General features: G+C 37.5%; 9 protein-coding genes. 4 read left to right on the top strand and 5 right to left on the bottom strand.

Features of this window, described 5'->3' with window-relative positions:
* Nucleotides 1-410 precede the first annotated feature (410 nt).
* From ACSBFT_RS12800 to ACSBFT_RS12810, 3 genes are all read right to left on the bottom strand, one after another.
* Nucleotides 411-3,965: a hypothetical protein gene (locus ACSBFT_RS12800; protein ID WP_489600927.1), complete on the bottom strand. Its 3,555-nt coding sequence runs from the start codon at nt 3,963-3,965 to the stop codon at nt 411-413.
* A 130-nt stretch (nt 3,966-4,095) separates the two neighbouring features.
* Nucleotides 4,096-8,478, bottom strand: coding sequence for a 3-coathanger stack domain-containing protein (locus ACSBFT_RS12805; RefSeq protein ID WP_489600928.1), 4,383 nt, complete (start codon nt 8,476-8,478; stop codon nt 4,096-4,098).
* A 239-nt stretch (nt 8,479-8,717) separates the two neighbouring features.
* Complete coding sequence (locus ACSBFT_RS12810; RefSeq protein WP_489600929.1) at nt 8,718-13,109, bottom strand: 3-coathanger stack domain-containing protein; 4,392 nt, start codon at nt 13,107-13,109, stop codon at nt 8,718-8,720.
* A gap of 153 nt (nt 13,110-13,262) precedes the next feature.
* Here ACSBFT_RS12810 and ACSBFT_RS12815 point away from each other — a divergent pair, with 153 nt between their 5' ends.
* The 3 genes from ACSBFT_RS12815 to ACSBFT_RS12825 all read left to right on the top strand — a co-directional run bounded on the left by ACSBFT_RS12815 (nt 13,263) and on the right by ACSBFT_RS12825 (nt 16,484).
* Nucleotides 13,263-14,786: a PQQ-dependent sugar dehydrogenase gene (locus tag ACSBFT_RS12815; RefSeq protein WP_489600930.1), complete on the top strand. Its 1,524-nt coding sequence runs from the start codon at nt 13,263-13,265 to the stop codon at nt 14,784-14,786.
* Nucleotides 14,787-14,953: 167 nt separating this feature from the next.
* The gene (locus ACSBFT_RS12820) at nt 14,954-15,841 is read left to right on the top strand and encodes a DUF6588 family protein (RefSeq protein WP_489600931.1); all 888 of its coding nucleotides are present in this window, start codon (nt 14,954-14,956) and stop codon (nt 15,839-15,841) included.
* Between the two features lie 10 nt (nt 15,842-15,851).
* Nucleotides 15,852-16,484, top strand: coding sequence for a hypothetical protein (locus tag ACSBFT_RS12825; RefSeq protein WP_489600932.1), 633 nt, complete (start codon nt 15,852-15,854; stop codon nt 16,482-16,484).
* Nucleotides 16,485-16,586: 102 nt separating this feature from the next.
* On the opposite strand, the gene ACSBFT_RS12830 is transcribed toward ACSBFT_RS12825, so the two are convergent.
* The gene (locus ACSBFT_RS12830) at nt 16,587-17,333 is read right to left on the bottom strand and encodes an acyl-CoA desaturase (protein ID WP_489600933.1); all 747 of its coding nucleotides are present in this window, start codon (nt 17,331-17,333) and stop codon (nt 16,587-16,589) included.
* A 311-nt stretch (nt 17,334-17,644) separates the two neighbouring features.
* On the opposite strand from ACSBFT_RS12830, the gene ACSBFT_RS12835 reads away from it, so the two are divergent.
* The gene (locus tag ACSBFT_RS12835) at nt 17,645-18,061 is read left to right on the top strand and encodes a hypothetical protein (RefSeq protein WP_489600934.1); all 417 of its coding nucleotides are present in this window, start codon (nt 17,645-17,647) and stop codon (nt 18,059-18,061) included.
* Here the strand turns inward: ACSBFT_RS12835 and ACSBFT_RS12840 are convergent.
* Nucleotides 18,039-18,215: a hypothetical protein gene (locus tag ACSBFT_RS12840; protein ID WP_489600935.1), complete on the bottom strand. Its 177-nt coding sequence runs from the start codon at nt 18,213-18,215 to the stop codon at nt 18,039-18,041. The two genes, ACSBFT_RS12835 and ACSBFT_RS12840, sit on opposite strands and share 23 nt — an antisense overlap.
* Nucleotides 18,216-18,278 lie beyond the last annotated feature (63 nt).

The raw sequence follows: 18,278 nt of genomic DNA on the forward strand, positions 1-18,278 counted from the left end.
AACTCTATGAAAATACCACGGCAGACGCATTTAAAATTATAGTTAGGATATTTTCAAAGCCGTTTTTATCTAAAAAAGATGCACCACTTAGAACAACTAAATGTCACGAAAAACAATATCTCCTTTTCTTCTTGTTTTACCTTTGTTGTCATGTTCAAAAAGGCAAAAGTTTGCATGTTGAGGTTTCTTGATGAAATACTTCCGAATCCCAGTTGGCGGCATGATGCCCGCTATATCCATCTCTTCTTCTGGTCTAAATTACATCTGCTAGATAAGAGATAGAATTTACGAAAATAATAAACGTGGTAATTAGAATTTTTAAACACTTGATATTCATTCTCCAAAGTTCCTAAAAAGCCTCTAAGAAAAACATCGTGTAAATAGGGATTTAAGAACCGTAAAATAGAAACTCATTCATAAGGTAGCACATTCACCTCCATTACGGAACCGTACTCAAAATCTATATAGCGACTTGGCCCTATCTGAGGAGTAAACTCAAGCGTATTAACTTTGGCCTTAAATGAGGCAGGAACATAAATGTACTCATGCCCCGTTAGACTAACTTTATCACAGTAATCTGGAGCACGGTTACCTCTCCAACTGGTGTGGTCGTTCCAGTTATGGTCAGGTTTTGTTCTGAGAATTTTAGTATTTATAGGCTGCGGGCAAACCGATATTTGCAAATGCGGAATACTAAGAACTACAGGATTACTTCCGGTAAAGTCTACTTCCAAAAAGAGGCTATCAGCAGTATTTGCAAGAGCATTTGGGGTAAAATAATGCTCTGTTTGATGCCAAGTGCCTGCCACAGTGGTTTTAGCTCTATCGGTGTACCAGTCTGTGTTAATAGGTAAGGTATCCGCTTCGGTATAATTTAGGTTTACAGTCTCTTTTATGCCATCAGAGAGCGTCCCATAAAACGGACTTATAAAAAGCCCTTTGTTCCAAATAGGAAAACCAAGGGCATCTCCGTCATTAAATTTAGTGTTTCTAAAATGATTCCCGTGGTCCACTATTACGCCTAAATTGGTCATAAGATTTACACCTAAAATAGATGATACGGAATCAGAAAAGTATTCTAAAATACCTTCATTGGTTCCTACATAGGAGCCGTAGTCAAATAGCATCTGACCAGTAGTACTATTGGTTCCAGATATGATGTATAAGGCATGGTCGCCACAGCCTCTCAAATCTATTAGACCATTATTAATGGCTGCTCCACTGAAAGACACGCATGATTTAGAATTGACACTTGTCATATTCCCATTATACGTGGTGGGGTTACTGGCATTGGAATGGTATAATAAGGAAGAGGTATTTCTTGTATTGTTTTCAAAGTGAATATTAGAGCCCATGGTAGAAGAAAACAACCCAAGGTTATAAATGCCTCTATTATAGGCATCTTGAACTAAAATTTCGCCATTGTTTTCTAAACTACCGCTGCCAAGCACATTCATTAGCGATACGCTACTTTCGCCAGCTCCGTTTAAACTCAAAAAACCATTGTTTATCAAACTGCCATTTTCTACCCAAAAATTATGCATGCCTTTGGTGCTTTCCACAAGAATGGAGTCATGATTGGTTAAGGTGCCTCCCAAAATTCTAATTCCTGCATCAGAGGTTCCAATCAAATTTATCAAACCAAAATTTATCAATTGGCCCGCCTCTATTTTTATGCCATCTTCATCCAAAATAGAAGCTATTTCCGTACTGTCTATTGCGATTTCTCCACCGGCTAAATTCGTAAAGGTTGGATTGGTTCCAAAAAGCCTTATGGCCTCCGAAATCCCATTCTTCATGCTAATTAAACCACTGTTGGAGAATACATTATTATCTGCAACTTCAATATTAGTCTCAGCGTTTAAAGGCATTTTTCCATCATTCTGAAACAATAGACCCGTTTTAATGGAATTAACCAAACTATCAATTTGAAACAATGCCCCCAATTGATTAACAAAAGTACCTGAATTATCTACTGCTATATTTCTAACTCTTTTTAAAACTAATGTGTCTTCGTTTGTAAAGGTTCCAGTGTTTTTAATCCCTTCTACTTCGTCAGAACCTTCAACCCATAAATGACCTTTATTAATAAATACAGATTCATTATTAAGAAGCGGAATATTCCTTTGGTAGGTATCATAGTATACCAATGAAGTGTGACCATTCAGGATAACAGTTCCGTCATTATCTATGACATAATCACCAAAGTTCTCCGAAAAATCTAAGTTTAATAATGCATCAACGCCACTTTCTAAAGTCCCAGAATTAATAATATTTACCTCTCTAGTTTCTTTGATATTTAAGGAATCATTAAAGTATAAATAACTCTCATTTCTTACATTTTCAGTGTTTTGCCACATGGTATTCATTGAAATAGGACCTTCAGACTTAAAGCTTCCTTTACTATGATTCCAGATACCCACATTATTATATCCTGATGGTGAAATGCTTTGCATCAAAAATAGGCTGCCGTTATTCTGAAAATAGCTACTATCGGCATCTAGACTATAATTTTCTATGAAAGCTGTTGTACTTTGATTAATTGTTATTTCGCCATCGTTTACAAACGAGGCCTCATTTTTTACGCCAAAAATGGCATTGTTCAGATTAATAATACCCTGATTTTCAAGTGTAAGTTTGTTTCTAATCCCAAAACTAGCGGTACTCCCTGAAGCAGAAGTTAGTAATAATTCTCCCTCGCTTTGGTTATAAAATTCCCCTAAATTATCAATACCATTTTTACTAGCCTCCACATGAATATGACCCATGCTATGCATGTATCCATCGTTTATAATGGCGGTTTCAGCCACATCAAAAGTTAGTGAATCGCTATTAAGTTCAAACCTCCCGGAGTTAAGTAGCCCATCTTTTCCTTCTAAAATACCTGTACCAGACCACAGCACTTTTCCATAAGGGTTATTTAAGAGCACATCAGCCCCCACACTCAAATTCAAAGTTCCATTATTAACTAACAAACTGCTGTCTGAAACAGAACCTAAGTTGACAAAAGTGAGTGAGTCTGCCCCTGTAAATAAAGCGATGCCATTGTTCACAAAACCCGCCGTATTTTGCTCATTATAAAAGCCAAACTCAGCTCTAACTAAAGCGTATATTTCACCATCATTTACAAATGACCCGCTAGAATAAACTGCCGAACTACCAACCAAACCTGAAAGCGTAATGTCATAAACCTTCATATAAGCTCCGAGGGTATTAGTGAAAGAGCCCGTATTTCTTAGCCCACAAAGGTTAACATGATTAATATCTAAATAGCCATCATTTACAAAACTGCCATTATTCTCAATAGCCGTTAAAATAGTGATTCCATAACCCTCTATCATCAGGGTATCACTGGTGCTGAAAACCCCATTATTAAGAATACCATTGATATCCACATCAAGTTCTATTCTGCCTTGACCTATTATTTTTTGATTGTTTTTAACACCCAAAGAATCCGCCTGTATATCCAAAAGACCACCCAACTTTAAGGTTAAAGTGCTATTCTTTAAAACCTCAAGCCCATATACGCTGTTTAAGATTTTAGTTTCTGCACCATCATAAATTATAAACTTGGTATTTCTAAGACTTAGTGCAAAATCCCTATCGGTACTTCCAATAAAAAATTGCCCTTTAATATCAACTTCTGAATCTATCATTTCAACCGCTTTGAGGGTATCTCCAGGAGCGGTATTAGATTGGCTAACGGTCATTTTATATCCGTTACTGATAGTCAAACGGCTATTCTTAATTCTGATTCTTCCGATTGGGAAAGTAGAAGAAACTTGAACATTAAAGGCCCCTTCAATAATAACATCATGAAAAATATTACCTCCTGGAGGCGTTCCTCCCACCCAGTTAAGGCTATCTTCCCAAGAGGTGCCATCTCCACCTCCATTCCATTCAAAGGTTTGGGCATGGAGTAAAAAAGGGAAACAAATTAGGCAAAAAAGTATGGGCTTTCTCATATTTAAAGTTACCAAATATGACTTGCTCATGGTATCGTGTAAATAGGGATTTATAGACCTTAAAATGGGATTCAGGCCAATTCTAGACTATGGAACAAATACTTTTCAAAAACTATAATGTCCATCTCAATCAATTACAACCGCCGGTATGTGCCATAAAAACTGTTCCAGATAGGGCTGAAAAACCTGGCTCCAAAATGATGGCGTCCGCTTTGTATTCAACCTCCGCTTTTGCCGTAATATCGTTACTGGCAGTTAAGGTGTTTCCTAAAACAAAATGATAGCCTAAATTAATATCTCCTGCCGTACTCTGTAAATTGCTTATGGTGCCGCATGGCGAAAACTTAATGACGGATAGGTTTTCGTTATTATCTGGTTTAAAAGTATTGTTTGAAGATTCAAGAAATTCGGAGATGTCTGTTATTGCGTAGAGTGAAGAGCCTTGAGCAACCAATTTGTTTATTTTATCAGTTCCTATTCCACCTTGAGCTTGATACCATAGCAAATCACCAGAAGTATTAAAGGAACATAAATAGGAATTTCCGCCCACAAGATCCATTGTACCATGAGCATAAGGCTCACTGAAATTTATTTTTTTTTCATTCTTACCGCCAAATACCAACGCACCTCCAAGAAATGCTCCATAAAGCTCATCATAATTCGAATACTCAGAGGTATCACCTATTATTTTAACCCAGTTAATCAGCCCTGTTGGGTCATAAGATTGCACCATGATTCTACCTTCGGCTAATGCGTCATACTCATTGACACCAGCCTGATAAGGGCTACTTAGGTTTACGATAGCATTGTCTGCTTGGTTGATAGCATATAATCCGTTGGCATGAGGAACCAAACTGCTTTTATATAAATTCGAGTTAAAGGATTCTTCCTGTCTTCTAGCCCAAACTACATTCCCTGAAAAATCTAATGCAGCTAAGAAACACCCTTCATAGGCCGGTTCATAAAGCGTATTCGCATCATATAAAGAAGGGGTCTTAAAGTTTATAGAATCCTTAAATAAACCTGAGATATAAATCCTATTTGAAAATGCCTCTACTTTAGTGGAGTAATCATACAATTCTCCCCCAAACCTCTTTGCCCAATTAAGCGAACCATTCCGGTTATAATTAAGAAGAAAAGCATCAGTGGCATTACCTGAAATCTCTATACTGTCTTTCACTGCTGAATTTTCAAAATACAATTTCTTCGAAAAGTCGCCGTATAAATAGATATTACCAGCTGCTCCGGCCATATCATTTATCTCTGCATAAACTCTCCTACTAAACTGATAGGTACCCGTAGTATCAAACCACAGCAAATGATTTCCTACTAAACTTAAGCTGCTGACACCAGAATTTATAAAAAGCGAGTCTTGATCGACATCGACATGCATAAAAAGTTGACCTTCATAATATGCCAGTTTCGCATCATCTGCGGAAATAGCTTTAGCTACTTCTTTTATCCATAAAGGCTTAGCACTAGCGTCTAGTTTTAACAGAAAAAAAGATTCTTTATCTCCCTCAGAATTTTGCAATTCCATATCTCCTATGTCGATATTATCTGTATAACGCCCTACCACATACTGATTACCTAGTTCGTCTACCACCATGTCATCTGTATAAATGGGTGCATTTGTTTCTCTCCCTTGAATTTTGCTGAAATCGTATTTATCAGTCCATAAAAAAGCGGCCATAAAAGCGAACGGATCGCCCAGTGGATATAAACTATTTGTCGAATTATTAGAAGGTGTGTTAAAATTCATTTGCTCGTCCGCAGAACCGCAGATAAAAGTATTGTGCCCATCAAAAGCCAATCCTCTAAGTAAATCATCTCCTACTCCACCTATTCTTTTGGTCGTAAGTAATATACCGTTGGTTTCAAATCTGGCTAAAAAACCATCTCTTAGCCCATCCGAAACATAGCTCTCAGACCACACAACACTGTTATTGTCAAAATTTACGGTATTTCTAAAATAGCCTCCCAGATTTATTATTCCATTCTCAATAGCCATTGTGGTACCGGCGTCATTCATTGTTCCACCCATACGTCGCCGCCATTGCGGCACACCCGTGGAGGAATACTTCACCAGAAATGCCTCTCTTTGACCATGACCTACCAAAGGTGAGCCCTGAACGACAGGGCCAGGAAAATACGCCTGATCAGTAAAAAAGCCAGTGATATAAACATCGGTTCCATAAGTAGCCAGATCGAATAGCTGGTCATCAAAACTACCTCCCGCTGTTCTAATAAAATTTAAGGAGCCTGAACTACTATACTTGGCTAAAAAAACATCTTTTTCACCGTCAGAAACCAGCTCGTTTGTACCAAGAGCTGAAGGGGTATTAAAATTGGCAGTGCCTTCATAATAGCCCCCCATATAAACTACGGTATTGCTTAAGCCAACACTATTGCCTGCGTCGTCACCAGTTCCACCTGCACGTTTTATCCAGTCTATGTTTCCAGTGGCAGTGTACTTTACCAAAAAAGCATCGGTTCCTCCTGCAGAGCTTATTTGATTAGAACCTGTGGCTGATGGGGTATTAAAATTTGCCGTTAACCCAAATTTTCCAGCCACATAGATTTCTGAATTGAGAACCGATATTCCTTCGCCTTCGTCGTCTAATACACCACCGGCTCTTTTTAGTATGAACTGCACGCCATCTAGTTGCCTACCTTTCCACACAAAAATATCTTTGCCTCCTGCAGAGATAATCTCATTGGAACCAGAAGACGGACTGTTAAAATTAGCCGTATCCATAAAAGAGCCTGTCATATAAACATAGCCATCACTGAAAGTAATATCCATGGGTTCGTCATCACCTGAACCACCTGCTCTTTTTGACCAAATTGGCTTGCCCTCTCCATCTTTTTTTACAATAAAAATATCTTTACCGCCATTGGAATACATTATGGGAAGTGTTCCAAATTTGACTCCGACATGAAAGTACCCAGCGGTATAGGTATTACCTAAACCATCTGTGGCCACCGCAATGGATTCGTAACCGCCTGTGGTTTGAGGATCTCCATAGCTTTTTTGCCAATTAGGAAGTAAGTCAGGCACAAAATGGGTTTGCAAAACGCGAGAAGATTTACTGTAAAGAGAATCATCCTTTTTTTTATTTATATCTTTGATTACCAAATCATTTTCAATGGTACCAAAGTAAACAAGGCCTTGTGAGGTAGGATGAAAGGCATGTGAAGTACTACGTTTTGACGAATTAAAAGTACGGCAAGATAGGAAAGTACCATTCAACATATACTCCGCTATAAATCCATTTCTAGCTCCAGCACTCAAAGGATAAGAAAACTTTATAGGATCATAAGGCGTAGAAAAGTTAAGTGTGTCTTTAGAGGTACCATGAATAAATAAACGGCTATTATAACTTTTCAATTGAACCTTTTCACCTATATCAATTGAGCCAAAGCGTCTGATCCAACCTAAGGTACCCAGACTGTCATATTTAACAATAAAAGCTTCTAAATTATCACTAATCAACTCATTAGCTCCATTAAATAAAGAAGGGGTATTAAAGTTAATGTGGCCATCGTACGTAGCAGAAACAAAAATTTGATTCTCTAAAGCCAAGACACTCATGCCATCAAAGTAGTCCTTATTTCCAAATCTCCTTACCCATTTAAATGTTCCGTTGATATCATATTTAATTAGGAAATTATCTACGGCAATTCCAGAGTTTGATATGTTGGCTATACTGCCTGCTTCACCTTCTGTATTAAGCTGTCCGGTGTAAAAACCAGTTACATAAAGTCCATCTTCATAAATGGCTAGTTGCTGCACAAATACCTCATCAGCACTGTTTAAAACATTAGCCCAAATCAGATTACCATTAAGATCATACCTAACTATGAAACCTTTGTCAAAATAGCTAATTGTACTAAATGTGGTACCACCAGACACACTTGTAGGCTGAAAGTCTGTACTCCCAATAAAAAAACCAGTAAGGAACAAGCCCTTGTCATTAGCCTTTAATGATTTAGGATAGACTTCGGCTGTAGCATCCAGTAATTTTGACCACAATAGTTCTCCTTCTGAATTATATGATGCTAAAAGCGTAGTAAAAACACCTTCAGGTAAAAACTGATCGCTAATGCCTCTTTTATAAGGCGTATTGAAGTTAAAACCATTCCTAACTAAGGCAGTTATATATACTTTACCATCATAAAAACTAATAGCCTGTCCAAAGTCGGCGTTATCTCCGCCAATACGTTTTTTCCATAGCGTATCTCCATTAGCATCCAATCTAAATAGAACAGCATCGTTACTCGAGCCTTGACTTTCAAAAGTTAAGCCATCCAGTTCTGTATTACTATATGAACCTATTGCATAGTAATTTCCGGCTCCGTCGTCTACCACGTCTTTTATTATAAGATTTTCTGCTTTGTCTTTTAGACTAATACCCCATTCAGGTAGTAATTGAGCATTCAGATCAGAAATAAACAGTAGAGTGAATAAAGATAGGATGTAAGAAAGGGGTTTTACTCTTGTATGTATCATATCTATCCCTTAAGGGTGATTTGAAGTCCGTTCTAAATTAAGTATTAAAGCTCTGAAAAACTACATAGTGAATAAACACCTCATGACTCTTTGATAAGCTTACAATTCAGGCTAAGCTACCATCAAAGTTCACTAAATCAGTCCACTTATACCATCGTGTAAATAGGGATATTTTGACCGTAAAATTTAATTCAGGCTCATTCCAAACTGGTTTTCAAAACCTATACTTTAAATCTCCATTAATTACAACCTCCCGTGTTTGCCATAAAAACGGTTCCGGCTCGAGCCTCAAAACCAGGATTAAGTAATACACTTTTCCCCTGATATTCTGCTTTGGCATCAGGAAAAATCAAATTACTGGCTGTGATACTGCCACTAAGCTCATTTGCAAAAATGCTTACCAAACCTTCAGAGTAATTGTCTACTGGCTTAGTTAGTACTCTAGAATTAGCACAGGATACAAATTTGACAATCCCTGGCTGCTGATAAGGTAGTAATTTATGACTTTGACCATAAGCAAAACTACTCCCAACGGGAAAACTTCCTACAGCATAAATCGCGTTATTAGCACTCAAGAATTGATAAGTAATGGTTTGAACTTCACTGCTGTGTAGCTGAGCATATTTAAAATTCCCAGCATAGTCGTATACGGCATAAACTGAAGCACCAATCACATTACTGCTAAACAACTGACCTGAAGCTGGTGGATTGAGGTTATTAAAGTTAATATCACCTTCAAAATATAAGGCTAAAAGTAATTTCCCTTCATGGAAAAGAAAATCTGAAGGATATATATTTAAAACTTCCGTATAGCTACTTATTCCATTGGCCCAAGAAAAACTTCCATCTAATAAAAACTTTGCAACAAACCCCTTAAAATCTAGTATATCAGGATAGATGACCCTATTTAAAGTAGAAGTGCCCACTGGGGCAAAATTTAGAGTATCTGATAGCGTAACACCTGTCAAAAAAACTCCATTACTATTCACCGCCAACTTGACACCTTTAGTATAAAAAGTATCATCAGACCCCGCTCTTTTTGCCCACACATAGTTGCCATTGATATCAAAACAAGCTATAAACATATCAATATAAGTGGTGCTGGATTTTTCTATAAATTGTGATGAGTTATGAAAATGCATTTGACCTCCAAAAGCCCCAATTGCAAAGATCTGGTTGTTGTAAATATCAATTTCGCCTGTATTATCATCTCCTGAACTTCCAGCATTTTTCACCCAACTTAAACTGCCATTAGTTTCATATTTTGCTATAATGACATCTTTAGAACCATATCCATAAATGGAGTCTACGGTTACACTTGTATGAGAGGTAAAGCTAGCGGAATCAGAAATGCTTCCTCCAACAAAAAAGGAAGAGCCATTATTTTTAACAGAAACAGCCTCATCATATCCCGAGCCCCCAAACCTATTTAGCCCTAGAAAGACTCCAGAGGTATCTATTGAAAGCACGAACCCGTCATAGTCGCCTGAGGAATACACCACATTTTCTGAAAAATCAGCTGAATAACTCATATTCTCAAAAAAAGAACCCACTACCATAACTTTGTTGTTTAGAACGCAAATATCTTCGAATCGAATGTCATCCTCAGTGCTTATAGGTTTCACCCATTTATTGGTCCCGTTCTTATTCATCTTTAGAATATACCCGGTATTAAAAAGACCATTTTCAAGCGTATCTACTTTAAAATCTGTCCAATATTCTAGGGTTCCTGCCAGATATAAATTACCATCTGCATCTTTACCAATAACCTTTGGAGCACTTACCCCCCCGCTTCTTGTACCCTCCGTTTTGGCAATATCGAAAACTAGGTCTGGCTGAGACCTTGCAAAAAAGAGAAAAGGTACTGTAACCGAATTCAAGACATTAGAGGAATTATTAGAAGGTGTATTAAAATTTATAGTGCCGCTGAAAGTACCTGCAGAATATACAATTCCGTCTTCAACATCAATACCAAAACAGAGGTCGTCGTCTGTACCTCCGCCTCGTTTTACTTTAATAAAATCACCGTCTGTGGTATACTGGGCTGTATAAAAATCTCTGAGCCCATCTGATATTAAATCATTAGCAGAAGTAGCAGACGGAGTATTGAAATCTATGGAGTTACGGAACACCCCACACGTATAAATAATATCATTACTCACCTTTATTGCAGTCCCTATATCATTAAGTGTTCCACCTGCCCGCTTATTCCATATTAAAGTGCCTGCTTGGTCAAATTTGGCAAGAAAAACATCTCGCTGACCAGCACTGTGAAGAAGATTTAAAGGGCTTCCAGAGTTTTGAAAATTAGTAGAATCTGTAAAAAAACCAGTTACATAACAGTCATTCCCAACCACATCTAAACCATAAAGCTCATCTGTTTTTGGGCCACCCATTCTTTTTGCCCAGAGTATGATTCCTTGTTTTGACAATTTCCACAGAAATCCGTCTTTTTCGCCAGCTGAAACCAGTTGATTACTTGGTGAATTGAAATTGCTAATGCCTTCGTAGCTGCCGCCTACATAAAGTGAAAATAAAGAAACGTCAATACTTCTTCCAATATCTTCACCAGTACCTCCACCACGTTTCAACCAGATTACATTTCCTAGCGTACTGTATTTTCCAACAAAAGCATCTCCTAGACCCGCAGAAACGAGCTCGTTACTACCTGAAGAAGATGGTGTATTAAAATTAGCGGTGCCATTAAACTTTCCGGTTAGGTATAAATCTGTAGCATCAGAACATATCCCTTTGCCTTCATCTTCTCCAGCTCCCCCCGCTCTTCTAATCAGAAGAGCACTACCATCCGAAATAGCATACTTTGCTAAAAATATATCTTTATTCCCGGCTGAAGTCATTTCTAAGCCCAGAGGAACATAGGGTGTATTAAAGTTTGCCGTACTTTCAAAACTACCGGTCACATATAGGTATCCGTCCGCCAATACCAATGCATTTCCTTCGTCGTCGCCAGTTCCACCAGCTCGTTTGGCCCAGACTTTTTCCCCATCCGCATCATATTTTATAACAAAAACATCTTTTCCACCCTGACCTTGTAAAGTAACATCACCAAATACAGCACTACCCGTAAAATAGCCCGTAACGTACATATTGCCTTCTGCATCAGCCACTATAGCATGCGACTCATGCCCACCACCGCCATTAAATGCTCCACCGCCCTTTTGAAAACTAGGCAATAAATCGTACTTATAATTCCCCAAAAAAACGTGTTGTGTACCACCAAAAGGCTTAAACGAATTTGAAATGAAAGAAGAAGGAGTATTGAAATTTATGGAATCTGCATAATAACCTACAGCAGTAAGTTCATTATTTGAATAGCTCATATCTGTTAAGAAATCAATCCCAATGCCTCCCATTCTATGACCCTTGATGAATCGCCCGCTTTTTGAGTACAACGCTAAGAATATGTCAGTCATACCACCTGAATTAATTTCCTTAGCTCCCGCTACATAAGGGTTACTAAAATTCATTTTAGTACTACTGCTTACTAATCCTACTAAAAGCTGATCCTCCAGAATTTTAATAGAGCCTATCTGCTCTGCAGAGGTGCCTCCTAATCTACTTACCCAAGAAAAAACGCCACTGGTATCATATCTAGCAATAAAAATATCCTGAAGACCGGCACTTGAAATTTCATTAGAACCTGCCGCACTTGGCGAATTAAAGTTAACCGTTCCGTTAAATACTCCTATTATGAATAACTCTGAGCCGTCATTGTCCATTTTTACAGACTTAGGTAAATCTACATTAGCCCCTATTCTTTTTACCCATTTCAGTTCGCCATTGCTGTCTAGTTTTCCAATTCCTATCTCAAATCCAACCGTTCCATTGAATAGTTGGTCAAAATTTGAAGTTGATTGTGTATTTACATCAAAATAATACTCAAATCCAAAATTGAAAAACACATCATTTTGATTTAGGCTAATGGCATTTACATAATGCTTTGCAGGATTTGCAAATCTAGTTACCCATTTGAGGGAACCGTCCAATTCATAATTTGCGATAAAACCATCAATATTACCCGCACTGGTATACGTAACAGGACTACCAGATTTATTTCCGAAAGTGGCAGTATTAGAAAACGAGCCCGCCGCATAAATTCCGTTAGCATTGACTTCCAGGTCATTTAAAGATATATAAGTTCTTTCGCTAAGCTTTTCAGCAAAAACGAACTCGCCATTTACGCTGTATTTGGCAATAACGTACACATAAGGAGCCCCTAAATCTTCTGTAGATGGTCCAGAAGCCGAATTAAAGGTAATAGAATTAGAACCTGTAAATGCTATGTAAATATGGCCATCATAATAGGCTATATTTTTGGCATCTTCTCCCCCACTTCCTTTGATTGGATAAATCCAAACCAGTGCTAAATCTTTGTCATATTTGGCAATATAAACGTCAACTGAACCATTTTCTGAGTATAATTTTTCCCCGTTGAAAACAGTATTTCGATAACTTCCAAATATATACGTATTTCCGTTTTCATCCTTCGTAGATGAGTTTATGAATTCATAACCCTCAAGGCTTCCTATAGACTTGGACCATTCAGGATAAATTTGAGCTGAAAGGCTTGTACTAACAAATAGAGAAATTACTAATAGAACCTTATTCATATCCTTCGAAATTTGATTTAGAAACTATCTTCAAAGTTCATCATTTGTGAGACGGCACGCCATCGTGTAAATGGGGATTTACTAACCTTAAAATAGAAAATCATCTTTTAGATAGTTCCAAACGTACGTAAACCATAACCCAATTCTCCAAATATGAAATTCGTCACTTTTACCTTCTTCGTTTTGGTAATTGGTCAGGTCATAGGCCAATGTGACATTCCGCAAATAAGCCCTAGAGCCACTTTGGTAAACTATGGAGAGGACGTTACCTTAAACACTATTGGCTGTACTGGTGGAATAATAAATTGGTCGAATGGCATGACTGGTAGCACGATAAGCTCCGCTGTTAATAAGCCTACAAGTGTTTACGCCACTTGCACAAATGGGGGCTGCACTAGCCCAAACTCCGAAATTGCTGGAATTGGGATTAATTATAGCTATTCCGACTGTAATGAAACAGAAAATGTAAACTCATTACTTGACAAAACATTTCAGAAAACTCAAGCATCCGTAGAAATCAATGGCAGCTCTTCCATAGAAGATTCCACAAACGTGCTATTTGATGCTACTCAAAGGATAAATCTTCAAGAAGGTTTTGAAACAAAAGAAGGTGCAGTTTTTCAAACTGAACTTACTGGCTGCAAAGAGCTAAATACCGCAACCGTAATTACAGGATTAAATAGACCTTGGGAAATACTTTGGGGCGAAGATGACCACATTTGGTTTACCGAGAGAATAGGAAAAGTAGGTAGAGTAAATCCTGTCACTGGCGTAAGGTCCTTAGATTTCACCATTGCAGATTGTAGTCAGTTTAGCGAAGGTGGCCTTTTAGGCATGGCACTAGACCCTGCCTTTAGTAGCAATAATTATTTATACGTGGTGTATTGTTACTTTTTAGAAGGTCAAGCACAAACCAACCCAAACTACCGAGAAAAATTAGTGCGATATACTTATGATGGCGTCAATAACACATTGACAAGTCCATTTATAATAATTCAAGACATTAAAGGCTGGAACACCCATAACGGCTCTCGACTAGCTTTTGGCCCTGACGGAAAACTATACATGACCACCGGCGATGCACAAGTGCAACCATCTGCCCAAGATGACAATATTTTGAATGGAAAAGTGCTTAGAATAAACCCGGATGGAACTGTTCCTCCTGATAACCCTATTTCTGGCAATTTCCTTTGGAGTAAAGGGCACAGAAATGCCCAAGGTTTGGTTTTTGCTTATGGAAAACTATACTCTTCAGAACATGGCCCAAGCACAAATGACGAAATTAACATCATTGAAAAATCTAAAAACTATGGTTGGCCTTATGTTCATGGCTACTGCTTAGACAATACACTCGGTGGTGAGCAAACTTACTGTGAGAACAACCAAATCACCGAACCAATAGCCGCTTGGACTCCCACCATTGCCACGGGTGGGCTTGATTATTATAATAGCTCCGCTATTCCACAGTGGCAAAATTCATTACTACTAGCCGTACTAAAAAACCAGCATCTAAAGCAAATGAAACTTGACCCAACGGGAAGCTATATCACCGAAATGAGAGATTATTATGTGAGTCAGTTTGGAAGATTAAGAGACATTTGTAACTCGCCAGACGGCAGAGTTTTTATTTGCATTGACAGCAACTCTGGAGCCATCATCGAAATTTCTCCCAACTAGTCACGAATTGACTAATACTTCTATGTTACACTTTGAACACAAGAAGACTTAACTGAAAGCAGTTAATGATTAATTTAACAAGATTGCTTTTTTGCTGGTAAATGTAATTTTAACTAACTTATGCTTAATTAATTAAGTATTTTTCAATAGTTAATACATCAATAGCCATGAAATTAATCTCCAAAATTGTTCTTCTCGGAATAGTTTTCAGTTTTTCGAATAATGTAAATGCCCAAAGCACCGAGTACTTTTTAAACTATTACCATGGTCAAAATAAAATAAATTATTTTCAACCTATTTCAGATGTTTTAACTTCTCAATTGAACAATGGTTTTACGGATAGAATGCCAATTGAAGATAAGTTTCACATTGGATTAAAGGTGGTGGGTAGTGCCTCCATTTTCCCTGGAAATAAACTAAAGACTTTTACGCCTGTAAATGAGAACGGTGAAGCACTTTCGTTTTCGGTACCGACAGTAATTGGAGACAACAATGCAGTAATAGTGGAAAATGAAAACGGAACGGCAACTACTTATCTCCCTGGAACTGGTAGCAGATACATTCCCTTACTAGCACCCCAGTTAAACATTGGTAACTTTTTTGGCACGAGTATAAGCTTCCGTTATTTGCCCTATAATCTAAAATCAGAAGGTGAAAAATTTGGTTGGTTCGGAGTTGGTTTAAATCATAACATTGGCAGGTATTTTATGAAAGATGAAAACGCCTTCTTAGTTGCCCATCTAGCATATCAAAATATAAATATTTCAAATTACTTCGATTTAAACACGCAAAGAGTCACCGTGAACTATGGTAAGCAATGGGATAAGGTTTACGTCAATTCATTTCTTGGCTATCAGTCAGGTAATTTAAAGGTTGATTTCGATTTTGAAAACAGCGATGGAGACATGGAAAACTTTGCATTAACGCTTCCAAACAACAATAAGCTCGTTGGAGGTTTAGGAGCTGGAGTCAAACTTAGTGTACTGTCAATAAACACAGAATTCACCTTTTTACAACCAACCGTTTTAAGTCTTTCTATTGGCCTTTCAATTTAAAATAATAGTCATGAAAAAATATTTAGCTCTGTTCATAATCCCATTCCTTTTCTCTTCTTGCGATTTTAGTAAACTCACTTTTGTGGGTACACTAAATGAAACCATAAGGTTTGACCTAGATACCACTGGTTCATTTTCTAGTATTGAAGAAAAAAGCTCAGACGAAATTGCAAAAAACATTTTGGATCTTAATTTAAGCTCTGTCGAAGATTATAGAGTCACAAAAGTGAATATTCGGGATGCGGAGTTAGACTTTATCTATTCTAATGGTAACACGGCTACAAAGCTTGACAATTTTCATCTAGTATTAACCGATAGAGAAGGGCTTAAAGAGGTTGTTTTTGCAAATTTATTTGAAACTGGAGTAGATCTTCCTGGCGAAAATTGGGAATCTCAAATTGCTTCACAAATAAAGATTAGCAGATACCTCAATGCTGTGGGTGTTGATGCTGTAAGGGAAATAGTTGAAAAGGCTTTACAACTGCCTTCTAGCACTGAGGGAATCGTTATGAAAGCTGAAGGAACAATACCAAATGGCGAGCGGTTTAAAGCTGTACTTCTAGTAAATCTGGTGATTGACATTGAATATGTAACATGTGAAGAGGTCATGATAGGAGTGGCTGGTGCGTCTTGCGTAGATTGACGATTTAGATTGGATATTCCCCAAAATTCATGAAATAGTTTATAAAAAACACCTATCGCTAAAAGCAATAGGCGTTCACTTAACTGAAGTTTACTAATTAACTTACATATAATTCAAGTCATTATTCGGTTTTAGCTTGATGAGATTTACTGCGTTTAAAATTTTTATAATAGGATAGGTGGGGTCAAACTCGTGCCATTTTATTCCAAAATTTGCACGTCCACCAAACTTGTGATGGTTATTATGGTAGCTTTCTCCCATCATTAAAATATCAACAGGAAGAAGATTTCTGGCGGTGTCATTCACATCAAAATTTCTGTATCCATATTTATGTGCATACCAGTTAATAATGACACCATGCACAGGTCCCATCAAAAAATGAATAGGGAGTAAAAGAAAATAAGCCCAATGATCTGCAAATTGAATATAAAACCAAACATAAAATACACCCCAAGCTAAACGAACAAGCCATGAATCTCCAAGTTTCTCCATAAATGGCCAATTAGGTACATTCTTTTTAAACTTAGGCTCTATGCTGTCCTCTTTGTGTAATATGGTGTTATAATAATCTTTGGTCTTCCACATCATATCCAAAAGGTTCTTTGAAAATGACGGAGAATGTGGATCCTGAGCCGTATCAGCATGGGCATGATGCAACCTGTGCATGACGCCATAAGCGTATGGACTTAAAAAAGATGAGCCTTGAAAAATGAATGTCAAAACATAAAAGAACTTCTCCATAAAAGGACTCATCGTAAACATTTTGTGAGCCGCGTATCTGTGCAAAAAGAAGGTCTGTGCAAAAAGCGACAGATACCAGTGGGCTAAAAAGAAAGCGATAATTATCATTAGAATAATTAAGTGAAATGATTGAATCACAAATTTAGGTGCCCCGATACTCTGAAAAAATGACTTTGGTCAGGATAGCTTAAGTAAAATTCTTCCGAAAGTACAAAATAGACACAACTCATTTATAGTCAACTATTTAATGTCATACATGAAAACATTTCACTGCTCAAGTTGAAACAGGTATTATAGATAAAAAGTATCGGTAGCGTAATCCTGAAAATTATTTTATCGTAAGTGCTAATAATAAAATCACAGCAGCGTTTAGACTTGTCGTTTTACCATTTCTGGCACCAAAATCAATTAAATTTAGAATGTCTCATCTTAAAAGTATACTTGCTCTTATTATTCTGGGAATCACAGATGCCTTCCTTATAAGTCACCCAAATTTGTTAGGAAAACTTGGTGTCTTCGTTTTCAAATATGGCATGATTAAAAATTTCCCGAATGCCCTATTGACGGTTTTTATCACCTTAGGACTTTGTTATGGAATTGCCTTTTTCTTAGAAAAAAACAGGCATCAGCAATGGGCAAAAATGGTCTTAATAGGTTTTACTGCACTCGCTCTATTTATTCTGGCCCAAGTAGTTTTTAAGTTCAGTGGTGGAACCTACGCCCGTACGGGCAAATCTTTCGTATGGGGAATGATGTTATTACCAGTGCTCATGCTTTATATTTTTGGCTCTGTTTGGTTTACTTCATCAAAAATCAAAACGGATCAATTGCCATAAAGCTTTTTTGAGTAATGACGAAGTTTATAAGCACTTCCTGTTGAGCCAAGGCCATTTCTTGTTCTAGGCTTGCCTTGGTGTAATCTGCGTTAGAATCTGAGATGATGGCTGCCGCCAGCCCTGTTTGTTTATCGATCATCCAACCAGATTGCATACAAGGATGGCTACTATACATATAAAGTCGCTGACCCTAAACCGTGTCCCCAGTTAGGGCTAT

Source organism: Arcticibacterium sp. SM2516 (assembly GCF_057914865.1).